At 62.0% G+C, this 14,680-nt stretch carries 13 protein-coding genes; 8 read left to right on the top strand and 5 right to left on the bottom strand.

What is annotated here, in order from left to right; all coding sequences use genetic code 11:
- Nucleotides 1-28 precede the first annotated feature (28 nt).
- The 3 genes from WBB95_RS22350 to WBB95_RS22340 form a co-directional block, all read right to left on the bottom strand.
- On the bottom strand, nucleotides 29-994 hold the full coding sequence (locus tag WBB95_RS22350) for an L-carnitine dehydrogenase (protein WP_424489548.1): 966 nt from the start codon (nucleotides 992-994) through the stop codon (nucleotides 29-31).
- A gap of 190 nt (nucleotides 995-1,184) precedes the next feature.
- Nucleotides 1,185-2,072 carry a 3-keto-5-aminohexanoate cleavage protein gene (locus tag WBB95_RS22345; RefSeq protein WP_424489547.1) on the bottom strand — a complete coding sequence of 296 codons (888 nt, stop codon included), beginning with the start codon at nucleotides 2,070-2,072 and terminating at the stop codon, nucleotides 1,185-1,187.
- Between the two features lie 77 nt (nucleotides 2,073-2,149).
- A complete protein-coding gene (locus tag WBB95_RS22340) occupies nucleotides 2,150-3,094 on the bottom strand; it encodes a choline ABC transporter substrate-binding protein (protein WP_424489546.1) in 945 nt (314 codons plus the stop codon).
- A 193-nt stretch (nucleotides 3,095-3,287) separates the two neighbouring features.
- Between WBB95_RS22340 and WBB95_RS22335 the strand changes: the two genes are divergently transcribed.
- Together WBB95_RS22335 and WBB95_RS22330 are read left to right on the top strand one after the other, a co-directional pair.
- Nucleotides 3,288-4,232: a GlxA family transcriptional regulator gene (locus WBB95_RS22335; RefSeq protein WP_424489545.1), complete on the top strand. Its 945-nt coding sequence runs from the start codon at nucleotides 3,288-3,290 to the stop codon at nucleotides 4,230-4,232.
- A 68-nt stretch (nucleotides 4,233-4,300) separates the two neighbouring features.
- Entirely contained in the window at nucleotides 4,301-5,479 is a 1,179-nt protein-coding gene (locus WBB95_RS22330) for an AAA family ATPase (RefSeq protein ID WP_424489544.1), read from the top strand.
- Nucleotides 5,480-5,615: 136 nt separating this feature from the next.
- Here WBB95_RS22330 and WBB95_RS22325 read toward each other — a convergent pair whose 3' ends face one another.
- Nucleotides 5,616-6,032, bottom strand: a complete 417-nt coding sequence (locus tag WBB95_RS22325) for a DUF3010 family protein (protein WP_424489543.1) — start codon at nucleotides 6,030-6,032, stop codon at nucleotides 5,616-5,618.
- 41 nt (nucleotides 6,033-6,073) lie between these two features.
- Complete coding sequence (locus tag WBB95_RS22320) at nucleotides 6,074-6,475, bottom strand: lysozyme inhibitor LprI family protein (protein ID WP_424489542.1); 402 nt, start codon at nucleotides 6,473-6,475, stop codon at nucleotides 6,074-6,076.
- A gap of 218 nt (nucleotides 6,476-6,693) precedes the next feature.
- Here WBB95_RS22320 and WBB95_RS22315 point away from each other — a divergent pair, with 218 nt between their 5' ends.
- From WBB95_RS22315 to WBB95_RS22290, 6 genes are all read left to right on the top strand, one after another.
- Nucleotides 6,694-7,671 carry a dipeptidase gene (locus tag WBB95_RS22315; protein WP_424489541.1) on the top strand — a complete coding sequence of 326 codons (978 nt, stop codon included), beginning with the start codon at nucleotides 6,694-6,696 and terminating at the stop codon, nucleotides 7,669-7,671.
- Between the two features lie 214 nt (nucleotides 7,672-7,885).
- A complete protein-coding gene (locus WBB95_RS22310; protein WP_424489540.1) occupies nucleotides 7,886-8,416 on the top strand; it encodes a DUF5943 domain-containing protein in 531 nt (176 codons plus the stop codon).
- Between the two features lie 16 nt (nucleotides 8,417-8,432).
- Entirely contained in the window at nucleotides 8,433-10,493 is a 2,061-nt protein-coding gene (gene dgcA, locus WBB95_RS22305; protein WP_424489539.1) for a dimethylglycine demethylation protein DgcA, read from the top strand.
- Nucleotides 10,494-10,660: 167 nt separating this feature from the next.
- A complete protein-coding gene (dgcB, locus tag WBB95_RS22300; RefSeq protein ID WP_424489538.1) occupies nucleotides 10,661-12,604 on the top strand; it encodes a dimethylglycine demethylation protein DgcB in 1,944 nt (647 codons plus the stop codon).
- Nucleotides 12,604-13,824, top strand: coding sequence for an electron transfer flavoprotein subunit alpha/FixB family protein (locus WBB95_RS22295; RefSeq protein WP_424489537.1), 1,221 nt, complete (start codon nucleotides 12,604-12,606; stop codon nucleotides 13,822-13,824). Before dgcB ends, WBB95_RS22295 begins: the two co-directional genes overlap by 1 nt.
- Nucleotides 13,825-13,834: 10 nt before the next feature.
- Nucleotides 13,835-14,605, top strand: a complete 771-nt coding sequence (locus tag WBB95_RS22290) for an electron transfer flavoprotein subunit beta (protein WP_424489536.1) — start codon at nucleotides 13,835-13,837, stop codon at nucleotides 14,603-14,605.
- Nucleotides 14,606-14,680 lie beyond the last annotated feature (75 nt).

Raw genomic sequence — 14,680 nt, 5'->3', positions numbered from 1 at the left:
TTCGCGAGCAAGCCCGCTCCCACATTCGTTATTCAGCGAAAGTCATACCGTGTTTTTCCTTAGTAGTCTTCACCGCTTCCAGCACTGCCAACAAGCAATCATCACGATAGCGCTCCAGCGCCGAAATGCTGTGTGTGCCCAACTGGTCAGTGGTGCCATCGACCACATCATCGATCAATTTGTCGGTCAGTTCCGGCGCCGGCAAGTACGTCCACGGCAACTGCAAGGCCGGGCCGAACTGCGCCATGAAGTGCCGCATTCCGGCATCGCCGCCCGCCAGGGTGTAGGTCAAAAAGGTGCCCATGAACGACCAGCGCAAGCCCGCGCCAAAACGAATCGCATCGTCGATTTCGCCGGTGGTCGCCACGCCGTCGTTGACCAGGTGCAGCGCCTCGCGCCACAGGGCTTCAAGCAAGCGGTCGGCGATAAAGCCTGGCACTTCCTTGCGCACGTGCAGCGGGCGCATGCCGAGGGATTCGTACACCTTGATTGCCGCTTGAATTGCTTCCGGCGCGGTGTTCTTGCCGCCGACCACTTCCACCAGCGGCAGCAGGTAAACCGGGTTGAACGGGTGGCCCACCACGCAGCGTTCCGGGTGGGTCGAACCCTCGTAGAACTCGCTTGGCAACAGGCCAGAGGTGCTGGAGCCAATCAATGCATTTGGCTTGGCCGCCGCGCTGATCTTGCTGTGCAATTCCAGTTTCAGCTCCAGGCGTTCCGGGGCGCTTTCCTGGATGAAGTCGGCGTCTTTCACGCATTCTTCAATGGTCGCGACAAAGCGCAGGCGGTCTTGGGAGGCGCCCGGCGCCAGGCCTTGCTTCTCCAGGGCGCCCCAGGCATTGGCGACACGCTTGCGCAGCGCCGCTTCAGCACCGGGCGCCGGGTCCCAGGCGACCACATCGAGGCCGTGGGCCAGGGCGCGGGAGACCCAGCCGCTGCCGATAACACCGCTGCCGAGGGCGGCGAAGGTTTTGATTTCAGTGATAAAGCTCATGGCAAATTCCTAAAGTATTCGCTAATTCTGTTTTGGCAACCCGTTCAAAATGTGGGAGCGGCGGTGCGACGATTCGACTTGCTCGCGAATGCAGCGTGTCAGTTGATGCAGTCGGTGACTGATCCACCGCTTTCGCGAGCAAGCCCGCTCCCACACAAGCCCGCTCCCACAGGGTGTTTTGGTGTCTGGTCTAGCCGCGCTTGGTCAGGCCCATCTTGATTCGGCCTTCCGCCGGGGTCATGACCCGCGCGCCCAAGCGGCTGAGGATTTCACTGGCGCGTTCCACCAACTGGCCGTTGGTGGCGAGTACGCCCTTGTCCAGCCACAGGTTGTCTTCCAGGCCGACGCGCACGTTGCCGCCCAGGAGCACCGCTTGCGCCGCCATCGGCATTTGCATGCGGCCAATGCCGAAGCCAGCCCACACCGCATCAGCCGGCAGGTTGTCGACCATGGCTTTCATGGTGGTGGTGTCGGCCGGCGCGCCCCACGGAATGCCCAGGCACAGTTGGAACAGCGGGTTGTCGAGCAGGCCTTCCTTGATCATCTGTTTGGCGAACCACAGGTGGCCGGTGTCGAAAATTTCCAGCTCGGCTTTTACGCCCAGCTCTTGAATGCGTTTGGCGCCGGCACGCAACTGCGCGGGGGTGGACACATAAATAGTGTCGCCGTCGCCGAAGTTCAGGGTGCCGCAGTCCAGGGTGCAGATTTCCGGCAGCAACGCTTCCACGTGCGCCAGGCGGGTCAGCGGGCCGACCAGGTCGGTATTGGGGCCGAACTCCATCGGGTTCTCGCCGCCACCGATCTCCAGGTCGCCGCCCATGCCGGCGGTGAGGTTGACGATGATGTCGACGTCGGCCTCGCGGATGCGCTCCATCACTTCGCGGTACAGGGCGACGTCGCGGCTGAACTTGCCGGTTTCGGGGTCGCGCACGTGGCAGTGCACCACGGTCGCGCCAGCTTTGGCGGCTTCCACCGCGGCGGCGGCGATTTGTTTGGGAGTGACCGGCACGTGTGGGCTTCGGCTGGTCGTGTCGCCAGCACCGGTGAGTGCGCAGGTGATGATGACGTCGTGGTTCATGAGGCGGTTCCTTACAGGCGGGCGTAGTGATGCCGTTCGCAGCCAGCAGCGGCTGCGACACGGTGATTCGAATCAGGTTATTTGCTGGTCAGTTGCAGGTTGGCTGCAGCCGGTTTGCCGTCGAAGGTGGTCACGCCTTCGAGCCAGCGCTGCTGGTCTTGCGGGTGATCCTTGAGCCACTGCTTGGCGGACTCGACGGCGTCCTTGTGGTCCAGCAACGGCTGCATCATCCGGCTCTCGTCGGCGGCGGTGAAGGTCAGGTTGCTCAGCAGTTTATGCACGTTGGGGCACTGCTCGGCGTAGGTCGGCGACGTGACGCTCCACACCGTGGCCATGCCTTCGTTCGGGCCCAGGGCGTCGTCGCTGCCGGTGAGGTAGGTCATGGCGACGTTGACGTTCATCGGGTGCGGCGCCCAGCCGAAGAACACCACGGCTTCTTTGCGGCGCACGGCGCGGTCGACGGCGGCGAGCATGCCGGCCTCGCTGGATTCCACCAGCTGGAATTTGCCCAGGCCGAACTGGTTCTTGGCGATCATCGCCTTGATCTGGGTGTTGGCGCCCGAGCCTGGCTCGATGCCGTAAATCTTGCCGCCCAGCTCCTTTTCAAACTTGGCGATATCGGCAAAGGTTTTCAGGCCCTTGTCTGCCAGGTAAGTCGGCACGGCGAGGGTGGCGCGCGCGTCTTCCAGGCTGGGTTTTTCGAGGACTTTGACTTGCTTGGCGTCGACGAACGGGGTGATGGTCTGGGTCATCAGCGGGTTCCAGTAGCCGAGGAACATGTCCAGGCGCTGGTCGCGGATGCCGGCGAAGATGATCTGCTGGGAGGCGCTGGTCTGTTTGGTCTTGTAGCCGAGGCCGTCGAGCAGCACTTGGGTCATGGCACTGGTGGCGATTACGTCGGTCCAGTTCACCACGCCCATGCGCACGTTCCGGCAAGATTCTGCGTCGGCCGCGAGTACGCTGGTGCTCAAAATGGCGCTGGCGCTGAGTGCAAGCACGCAGCGGCTGATCAGTCGGTTCATGGTGGATCCCTCGGCAGGTCGTTATTGTGGGGTCCGGCGTCTTTGTGCGCCGTGAGGCCAAGTTACGCAGCTTGAGGGCCGGCAAAACGCACGGCGGCGACCAGCTCTTGCACTGCAGCGACCTGCCCCCTTGAATCCGCCCATGAACGGGAGTATCACAGTGCCACGCTGCCCGTCGTACGAGAGCGCCACCATGTCCCAGGATTTCTACTTTCTGCTGATGCCGGGCTTTTCGGCCATCGGCTTTATCTCCGCGCTGGAACCGCTGCGCGTGGCCAACCGTTTTCGCGGCGAGCTGTACCGCTGGCACGTCTTGAGCGCCGACGGCGGCGCGGTGCTGGCGAGCAATGGCATGTCGGTCAACGCCGACGCCGCGCTGGAGCCACTGAAAAAGGGCGCGACGCTGATGGTGGTCGCCGGCTTCGAACCCCTGAAGTTCGCCACGCCCGCGCTGGAACATTGGCTGCGCCGCCTCGACCACGACGGCGTGACCCTCGGCGCCATCGACACCGGTGCCTGCGTGCTGGCCGAAGCGGGCCTGCTCGACGGCCACCGCTTGACCCTGCACTGGGAAGCCATCGACGCATTCAAGGAATCGTATCCACACCTCACCGTGACCCAGGAACTGTTCGAGATCGACCGCCGCCGCATCACCTGCGCCGGCGGCACCGCGTCCATCGACCTGATGCTCGACCTGATCGCCCAGGCCCACGGCCCGGACCTGGCGATCCAGGTTTCCGAGCAATTCGTGCTCGGGCGCATCCGCCCGCGCAAAGACCACCAGCGCATGCAGATCGCCACGCGCTACGGCATCAACAACAAAAAGCTGGTGCAGGTGATCGGCGAGATGGAACAGCACACCGAGCCGCCGCTGAGCACCTTGGCGCTGGCTGACGCGATCAACGTCACCCGGCGTCAGCTGGAACGCCTGTTTCGCCTGCACCTGAACGAAACACCGAGCAACTTCTACCTCGGCCTGCGCCTGGAAAAAGCCCGCCAGCTGTTGCGCCAGAGCGATCTGAGCGTGCTCGAGGTAAGCATTGCGTGCGGGTTTGAGTCGCCGTCGTATTTCACCCGCAGTTACCGGGCAAGGTTTGCCAAGTGTCCGAGGGAGGACCGGCGACGAGAGGTGGTTTGACGGGCAATTATAGTCAATTATACTTGTGACTATAATTTATAGTGCTTGCCATAATTGAGTATAAAACCATGTCCAAGAACAGCGGCTTCGTGTTCCGTCGCCCGACGCTGGCTCGCAGCATTGCTGATGGCTTGGTGGGGGCCGGGATTCAGGATTTCACGTCGGGCCTGTTCCTCGCAGCGCCTCGGCGTACCGGTAAAAGCACCTTTTTGCGCGAAGACTTGATCCCGGAATGTCAGCTCCGGGGCTGGCTGACGGTGTATGTCGATCTCTGGGCCGACAAAGAGAAAGATCCGGCCGAGTTGATTGCCAGCGCCATCGCGGGTGCACTGGTGCCCTTTGAGAAGGGCATTCGCAAGCTGGCCAAGAACATCGGCATCGAGAGGCTGAGCTTTCTGCGCACGCTGTCCTGGGACTTTACCAAGCCACAATTGCCGGTCGGCGCAACGCTGACCCAAGCCTTGGAATTGCTCCACAGCGCTGCGGAAAAACCCGTCGTGCTGGTCATTGACGAAGCGCAGCACGCTTTAACCAGCGAGTCCGGTATCAACGCGATGTTTGCGCTGAAGGCGGCTCGGGATCAGCTCAACCAAGGCCGGGACGAGGATGGGAGCGGCTTGCACCTGGTGTTCACCGGTTCCAATCGCGACAAGCTTGCGCATTTGGTGCTGGGCAAAAGTCAGCCGTTTTTCGGCTCCAGCATCACGCCGTTTCCCTTGCTCGGCAAAGAATTCACCCAGGCCTACACCCTGCACCTCAACGCGCACTTGGCCAAAACCAATCAATTCAACGCCGCCGATATTGATGAGGCGTTTGAGTTGGTAGGCCGCCGCCCCGAGATGCTGCGCACCCTCATCGGTGAAGTGGCGCTGGAACTGGGCGAGGCGAGTAACCTGGGCCAATTGCTGCACAGCCGTGCCGAACTGCTGCGCGCTGGCGTGTGGACCGAGTTCGAAAGCGCCTGGAACAACCTCACCATCCCCCAGCGTGCGGTGTTGGAAGTGATGGTGGCGCGTTCGCAAAACAACGAACCCTTCGCGCCGTTTACCGACAGCACGCTCACTGCCGTAAGCAAGGCGCTGGAGGACATGGGCAGCGACGTGGTGCCGGGCACCCAGACCATTCAGGCCTGCATCGATGCGCTGCGCGACAAGGAGCTGGTGTGGAAGTCGAGCCGGGGCGGGTATGCCCTGGAAGACAAAACATTTGGTGATTGGCTGCTGCACAGGTCGCGCGCCGGTAGCTGATGCGACAACGATCAACTGTGGGAGCTGGCTTGCCTGCGATGGCATCGGTTTGGTCGACCTGAAAAACCGAGGTGTCCGCATCGCAGGCAAGCCAGCTCCCACATAAGGCAGCCCCACATTGAATGTGGGGTGTGGCTTACTTCTTCACCAGTGCCGAACACGCGGCCTTGAAGGCCTCATGCTGATACTTGTTCAGCGTCGCCGGCAGCTCAAAGTTGTGCTTCTTGTTCTGCGCATTAATGGTCTGCGGCGACAGCAGCGTCACTTCAACCCCATCCAGCAGCTGAAACACCCCTTCAATCTTGAACGTGGTCGGGCCACCGGCGAACTCGCCTTTCTTGCTGCGCTTCTTGATGGCGATACGGGTAATGGCGTTCGCTTGCACAAACGCCTTCACCTGGGCGGCAAAGGCTTTGACGTTGGCTGCTTCCTCGTCGTCTTCCAAGGCGATTTTCTTGGTGGCCAAGGCGACGTGGGTCAGCGCCTGGTTGTCCAGGGAAGCGACGGCGATGATGGCTTCGCTGCCTTTGATTTCGATGCCGCAGATAGTCATGAGAAGCCTTGGTTCATAGAGAAAGTGGCGCAGATTGTCGCTTATTCCTGCCCAATCGACTCCAAAAACTCCGACCGCTCATCACTCATCCGCGCCAAACAATCATTCTGTTGAATCGCGTATTCCTTGCTGCCGCTCACCGCCGGAAAGGTGTCCACGGCGCAATCGGCATCGCGCAGTTTTTCCCATTTTTGCTGGGCGTCCTTCAGACGAGCGGTAACGTCGGCCAGTTGCGACTTGTTGCTGCCATAGGTCGAACCCATGCGTTCCAGCAGGCCTTGGTAGTTATCCTTGAGCAATTGCTCGGCCGTGGTTTTGTTGAAGGTGGCGCATTCCAGGGTTTGCTTGTCGTTTTCAATGCCATCGCACGGTGTGTTGTCGGTGTCTTCGGCCGCGTGGACGCCGGTTGCGATGAGTGCCAAAGCCAGGAAAATCGATTTCATTGCGCCGTCTCATATCAGGTGATGCGGAATTCTGGCTCAAGCGTAAGACAAAGAACAGCCACCAGTCAGACGTGTCTTGGTGCCCTTTGTCGCGGATTGACGCTTTCGGCAATTCCCCTGTCGTTTTTGCACCCGGCTCCGTCGGCCCCGGGGCATATGCTGGCCCCAAAGCGCCGGCAGACGATTCGGCGCATGAATCGCCAATAAGGGGACGCCTGATGAGCCCAGCCGAATTGCACGCCGACAGCATCGTTATCGACGGGCTGATCATTGCCAAGTGGAACCGCGACCTGTTCGAGGACATGCGCAAAGGTGGCCTGACCGCCGCCAACTGCACCGTGTCGGTGTGGGAAGGGTTCCAGGCCACGATCAATAACATCGTGGCCAGCCAGACCCTGATCCGCGAGAACAGCGACCTGGTGATCCCGGTGAAAACCACCGCCGATATCCGGCGCGCCAAAGAACTGGGCAAAACCGGCATCATCTTCGGCTTCCAGAACGCCCATGCGTTTGAAGACCAGCTCGGCTACGTCGAGATCTTCAAGCAGCTCGGCGTAGGCGTGGTGCAGATGTGCTACAACACCCAAAACCTGGTCGGCACCGGTTGCTACGAGCGCGATGGCGGCCTGTCGGGCTTTGGCCGTGAGGTCGTGGGCGAGATGAACCGGGTCGGCATCATGTGCGACTTGTCCCACGTGGGCTCCAAGACCAGCGAAGAAGTCATCCTCGAATCGAAAAAGCCGGTGTGCTATTCCCATTGCCTGCCTTCTGGCCTTAAAGAGCACCCGCGCAACAAGTCTGATGAAGAACTGAAGTTCATCGCCGACCACGGCGGTTTTGTCGGCGTGACCATGTTCGCGCCGTTCCTGGCCAAGGGCATCGACTCGACCATCGACGACTACGCCGAAGCCATCGAATACACCATGAACATCGTCGGCGAAGACGCCATCGGCATCGGCACCGACTTTACCCAGGGCCATGGCCAGGATTTCTTCGAAATGCTGACCCACGACAAGGGCTACGCCCGCCGCCTGACCAGCTTCGGCAAGATCATCAACCCGCTGGGCATCCGCACCGTGGGCGAGTTCCCCAACCTCACCGAGACCCTGCTCAAGCGCGGCCATCCTGAGCGTGTGGTGCGCAAGATCATGGGCGAGAACTGGGTCAGCGTCCTGAAAGACGTCTGGGGCGAGTGAATAACTCTGGAGCCTACTGCGCTCGCCGATAGCTGCGTCAGGTCCTCGCGCCAAACTCGCCGTACGTCCCGTACTGTCTCGCTTGTCGCTCCGGTCCTTCCTTGCTCTCGACGTGCTCGCTACGGCTCCAAAGTCACTCACACGGCTTGTTTATAAGAGCAAAGCAAAAGCTTTGCTCAGCACTGAAAAAGAATTTTTCTGGAGTTAAGTTTCCATGGCCAAAATCGCCCCGCAATTGCCAATCGAAGTCGACAGCGAAACCGGTGTCTGGACCTCTGACGCCCTGCCGATGCTGTACGTGCCGCGCCATTTCTTCGTCAACAACCACATGGGCATCGAAGAAGTGCTGGGCGCCGAGGCCTACGCCGAAATCCTCTACAAGGCCGGCTACAAATCCGCCTGGCACTGGTGTGAAAAAGAAGCTGAATGCCACGGCCTGGAAGGCGTTGCGGTGTTCGAGCACTACATGAAGCGCCTGTCGCAACGCGGCTGGGGCTTGTTCAAGATCCAGGACATCGACCTCGACAAAGGCACCGCCAGCGTCAAGCTCGAACACTCGGCATTCGTCTACGTGTACGGCAAGGTCGGGCGCAAGGTCGACTACATGTTCACCGGCTGGTTTGCCGGCGCGATGGACCAGATTCTGCAGGCGCGCGGCAGCCAGGTCCGCACCGTAGCCGAGCAAGTCTACGGAGGCTCCGAAGAGGGCCACGACGACGGCTTGTTCACCGTCAAGCCGTTGTAAGTCGAGGAACCGTGCCATGGCTTTCGAAGCAATGTTCGCGCCGATCCAGATCGGCAAACTGACCATCCGCAACCGCGTGCTCAGTACCGCCCACGCCGAGGTGTATGCCACCGACGGCGGCATGACCACCGACCGCTATGTGAAGTATTACGAAGAGAAAGCCAAGGGCGGGATCGGCCTGGCGATCTGCGGCGGTTCTTCCAGCGTGGCCATCGACAGCCCGCAAGGCTGGTGGAAATCGGTGAACCTGGCCGATGACCGCATCATTCCGCATTTCCAGAACCTGGCCGATGCCATGCACAAGCATGGCGCCAAGATCATGATCCAGATTACCCACATGGGCCGTCGCTCCCGCTGGGACGGCGAGCACTGGCCTACATTGCTGTCGCCCTCGGGCATCCGCGAGCCGGTGCACCGCGCCACCTGCAAAACCATTGAGCCGGAAGAAATCTGGCGCGTGATCGGCAACTACGCCAGCGCTGCGGCGCGTGCGAAAGCCGGTGGCCTGGACGGCGTGGAACTGTCGGCGGTGCACCAGCACATGATCGACCAGTTCTGGAGCCCACGGGTTAACAAACGTACGGATGAATGGGGCGGCAGCTTCGAAAACCGCATGCGTTTCGGCCTGGAAGTGCTCAAGGCCGTGCGTGCTGAAGTCGGCCCGGATTTCTGCGTCGGCATTCGTTTGTGCGGCGACGAATTCCACCCGGACGGCCTGTCCCATGAAGACATGAAGCAGATCGCCAAGTACTACGACGACACCGGCATGCTCGACTTCATCGGTGTGGTCGGCTCGGGGTGCGACACCCACAACACCCTGGCCAACGTAATCCCCAACATGAGTTATCCGCCGGAGCCGTTCCTGCACTTGGCCGCCGGTATCAAGGAAGTGGTCAAGGCCCCGGTGCTGCACGCGCAGAACATCAAGGACCCGAACCAGGCCACGCGCATTCTCGAAGGCGGCTATGTGGACATGGTCGGCATGACCCGCGCCCATATCGCCGACCCGCACCTGATCGCCAAGATCAAGATGGGCCAGATCGACCAGATCAAGCAGTGCGTCGGCGCCAACTATTGCATCGACCGCCAGTACCAGGGCCTGGACGTGCTGTGCATCCAGAACGCCGCGACCTCGCGTGAATACATGGGCGTGCCGCACATCATCGAGAAATCCAGCGGGCCCAAACGCAAAGTCGTGGTGGTCGGTGCCGGCCCTGCCGGCATGGAAGCGGCGCGCGTTGCCGCAGAACGTGGCCACGATGTGACGCTGTTCGAGAAGAAAGAATTTATCGGCGGGCAAATCACCACCGCGTCGAAAGCCCCGCAACGCGACCAGATTGCCGGGATCACCCGCTGGTTCCAGCTGGAGCTGGCACGCCTGAACGTCGACCTGCGCCTGGGCGTGGCGGCGAACGCCGAGGCGATCCTCGACCTGCGCCCCGATGTGGTGGTGCTGGCCGTCGGCGGGCATCCGTTCCTGGAACAGAACGAACACTGGGGCGCGGCGGAAGGCCTGGTCGTCAGCAGTTGGGACGTGCTCGACGGCAAGGTGGCGCCGGGCAAGAACGTGCTGGTGTACGACACTATTTGCGAATTCACCGGCATGTCGGTGGCGGACTTTTTGGCGGACAAAGGCAGCCAGGTCGAGATCGTCACCGACGATATTAAACCGGGCGTGGCCATCGGCGGTACGTCGTTCCCGACGTACTACCGCAGCATGTACCCCAAGGAAGTGATCATGACCGGCGACATGATGCTGGAAAAGGTCTACCGCGAAGGCGACAAGCTGGTGGCGGTGCTGGAGAACGAATACACCGGCGCCAAAGAGGAGCGGGTTGTCGATCAGGTTGTCGTGGAAAACGGCGTGCGCCCGGACGAAGAGATCTACTACGGGCTCAAGGAAGGTTCGCGCAACAAGGGCCAGATGGACATCGAAGCCTTGTTCGCGATCAAGCCGCAGCCGTGCCTGAGCGAGCCGGGTGACGGGTACTTGCTGTTCCGCATCGGTGACTGTGTGGCCCAGCGTAATACCCACGCCGCCATCTATGACGCCCTGCGCCTATGCAAGGATTTCTGACCCGACACTGAACCAATGTGGAAACCGATCAATGTGGGAGCCGGGCTTGCCCGCGATGCAGGCGACTCGGTCTTCAGTGAAACCGGGTGGATGCCATCGCAGGCAAGCCAGCTCCCACATTGATCCGGTTCCCATGTAAGACCTGTGTGGTCTTTGGGAGCTTCACCATGTTGAACACTCTGCTTCCCATTTTATTATTTGCCGCTTTGGGCCTTGCTGCCCTCGGCGCCCTGCGCAGGGCGAACATGTGGCGTCGCGGCCGCGCGTCCAAAGTCGACCTGCTCGGCGGCTTGTTGGCCATGCCCAAGCGCTACATGGTCGACCTGCACCACGTGGTTGCCCGCGACAAATACATCGCCAACACCCACGTCGCCACGGCGTTGGGCTTTGTGCTGTCGGCGCTGCTGGCAATCCTGGTGCACGGTTTCGGCCTGCATAACCGCCTCCTCGGCTACGCCTTGTTGCTGGCCTCGGTGTTGATGTTTGTCGGCGCCATCTTCATGTACCTGCGCCGCCGCCATCCACCGGCACGCCTGTCCAAAGGCCCGTGGATGCGCCTGCCGAAAAGCCTGATGGCGTTCTCGGTGAGCTTCTTCCTGGTGACCTTGCCGGTGGCCGGGATTCTGCCTGCCGACTTCGGCGGTTGGCTGCTCGCCGCGCTGTTGGCTGTGGGCGTGCTGTGGGGCGTGTCTGAAATGTTCTTCGGCATGACCTGGGGCGGGCCAATGAAACACGCCTTCGCCGGTGCCCTGCACCTAGCCTGGCACCGCCGCGCCGAACGCTTTGGTGGCGGCCGTTCCACCGGCCTGAAGCCACTGGACCTCAGCGATAAAACCGCGCCACTGGGTGTGGAAAAACCCGTGGATTTCACCTGGAACCAACTGCTCGGGTTCGACGCCTGCGTGCAGTGCGGCAAGTGCGAAGCGGCGTGCCCGGCCTTCGCCGCCGGCCAGCCGCTGAACCCGAAAAAGCTGATTCAGGACATGGTCGTCGGCCTGGCCGGTGGCACCGATGCCAAGTTCGCCGGCAGCCCCTATCCAGGCAAACCGCTGGGTGAGCACGGCGGCAACCCGCACCAGCCGATCGTCAATGGCCTGGTGGACGCCGAGACCCTGTGGTCGTGCACCACCTGCCGCGCCTGCGTGGAAGAGTGCCCGATGATGATCGAGCACGTGGACGCCATCGTCGACATGCGCCGCTACCTCACCCTGGAAAAAGGCGCCACGCCGAACAAAGGCGCCGAAGTCCTGGAAAACCTGATCGCCACCGACAACCCCGGCGGCTTTGCCCCCGGCGGTCGCCTGAACTGGGCGGCGGACTTGAACCTGCCGTTGCTCAGTGAAAAAGGCTCCGCCGACGTGCTGTTCTGGGTCGGCGACGGTGCCTTCGACATGCGCAACCAGCGCACCCTGCGCGCGTTCGTCAAAGTGCTGAAGGCGGCCAAGGTCGACTTCGCGGTACTCGGGCTGGAAGAACGCGACAGCGGCGACGTGGCGCGACGTCTTGGCGATGAAGCCACCTTCCAATTGTTGGCCACGCGCAATATCCAGACCCTGGAAAAGTACTGCTTCAAGCGCATCGTCACCTGTGACCCGCACAGTTTCCACGTGCTGAAAAACGAGTACGGCGCCTTCAACGGCAACTACCTCGTGCAGCACCACAGCACCTTCATGGCCGAGCTGATCGGCGAGGGCGCGCTGAACCTGGGCCAGCACAAGGGCAACAGCGTGACCTACCACGACCCGTGTTACTTGGGCCGTTACAACGGCGAATACGAGGCGCCGCGCCAAGTGCTGCGGGCGCTGGGGATTGAGGTCAAGGAAATGCAACGCTCCGGTTTCCGTTCACGCTGCTGCGGCGGCGGCGGCGGTGCGCCGATCACCGACATCCCTGGCAAGCAACGTATCCCCGACATGCGCATGGAAGACATTCGCGAAACCGGCGCCGAACTGGTGGCGGTGGGTTGCCCGCAGTGCACGGCGATGCTCGAAGGCGTGGTAGAACCGCGCCCGTTGATCAAGGACATCGCCGAACTGGTGGCCGATGCCTTGCTTGAAGACGCTGCGCCAGCCAAAGCGCCTATCAAGCGTGAACCTGCGGAGGTGCATTAATGAGCGACATTATCCGCCGCGATCCCCGAGCCGAATGGATCGCCCGTAACCGCCTGCACCCACTGCATGCCGCGATGCAGCCCGTGCAACAAAGCTGGATGGGCCCTAACGGCATCATTCGCAAAAACGTACATGGCCTCGGTTTTATCGGCCCCAACGGCATCAAGCGCATTGACCGTAGCGGTGTTCAGCAAGGTGGCGCAGCCAAACGCACGGCGGCGGTGGAGGTGCAGTTGCCTCTGCATCAGGTTGCTGCGCCGGCGTTCTATATCAACGTGGTACCGGACATGGTCGGCGGTCGCCTGAGCAGCCACGACCGCGACGTGCTCGGGCTGGCTCGCCAGTTGGCGGGCAGCGACGGTGCAGTGCTGGCGGTGGTGTTTGGCGAGCACAAGGAAACTGCGTTTGCCACGGCGGGCGTCGATCGCTTGCTGGTGCTGGAAGGCCACGCGTTCGACGGTTATTCACCGGAGCAACGCGTCCAGGGCCTGCGGGCTGTGGATAACCAGTTCAACCCGCGCCACTGGTTGCTGCCTGACAGCCGCAGCGGCGGCGGCGAATTGGGCCGGCGTTTTGCCGCGAGCCTCAAGGAACGCCCGGCCACGCGGGTGTGGCAGATCAAGGGCGATGAGTGCATTGGCCGCGCGGGTGCGGGCCAGGAAGACTTGGCCCGGCCATTGCCGCGCTTGATTCTGGCGGCGGTGGAATGCGCGGAGCCTGTGAGCGAAACCCGTCACGAAGCGTTGCCCGTGGAGTTATCCACAGCCCTGGCGCGCAGCCTGCCGCGTATCGAAGACCTCGGCGCGGTGGCGGTGGACCCGGCGGCGATTCCCATGGCCGAGGCCGAATTCATTTTCTCCGGCGGCAATGGCGTGAAGGACTGGGCCTTGTTCCATCAGACGGCCGCCGCGCTGGGCGCTACCGAAGGTGCGTCGCGAGTGGCGGTGGACGACGGCTTCATGGCCCGTGATCGCCAGGTCGGTGCCAGCGGCACCTGGGTCACGGCGCGGGTCTATGTGGCCGTGGGCATTTCCGGGGCGATCCAGCACCTGCAAGGCATTGGCGCCTGCGACAAGGTGGTGGCGATCAACCTGGACCCAGGCTGCGACATGATCAAGCGTGCCGACCTGTCGGTGATCGGCGAAAGCGCCGCGATTCTGCACGCCTTGATCGCGGCGGTAGAGACATACCGCAACGGCGCCAAGCGCGATGCAGCTTAAGGATATGGCCATGACCACGAATGTAATCAGCCTGGTGTCCATCGGCGCCCACCCAACGTCCGGTCGCCCGCGCCGTGCCGAGCAGGACGCACGCGCCGTCGAGCTGGGCTTGCTACTGGCTGGGGATAAGTTGCAGGTGCTGCACGCCGGCAACCTCCACGAGCCGACTTTGCGTAGCTACCTGGGCATGGGTTTGCCGCAACTGCACGTGCTGGAACAACCGGCGGGCAGCGATGCCTTGCCGGTGCTCAGCGATTATCTGCGTGAGTCGGGTGCCCAGGTGGTGCTGACCGGCAGCCAGGCGGAAACCGGCGAAGGCTCGGGCATGCTGCCGTTCCTGCTGGCCGAACAACTGGGCTGGCCGCTGATTGTCGGGCTGGCGCAGGTCGAATCTATCGAGGGCGGTGTGGCCCATGTGCTGCAAGCCTTGCCGCGCGGTCAACGGCGGCGTTTGAAGGTGCGCCTGCCGTTCCTGGCCACAGTGGACAACGCCGCGCCCAAGCCTCGGCAAAGCGCTTATGGCCCTGCCCAGCGTGGAGAGCTGGCGGCCCATGACGTCGAGATCGAACAGGACGAGTTATTCACAAGCGCGCTGCTGCATCCTGCCAAGCCTCGGCCCAAGCGCCTCAAGGTGATCAAGGCCAAGAGCGGCGCGGATCGGATGAAGGCTGCTACCGCCAAAGCCAGCGGTGGCGGTGGGCAAGTGCTCAAGGGGTTGAGCCCGGAGGCGGGTGCTGAGGCCATTCTCAAGTTGCTCATTGAAGAAGGCGTGGTGCGCTGAAGCAAAATGTGGGAGCGGGCTTGCTCGCGAATACGGTGTGCCAGTGCCGGATTTTTTACTGACACACCCCTTTCG

The organism is Pseudomonas sp. (assembly GCF_049645325.1).
Lineage (GTDB): Bacteria > Pseudomonadota > Gammaproteobacteria > Pseudomonadales > Pseudomonadaceae > Aquipseudomonas.
This window is presented reverse-complemented; position numbering and strand designations above follow the sequence as displayed.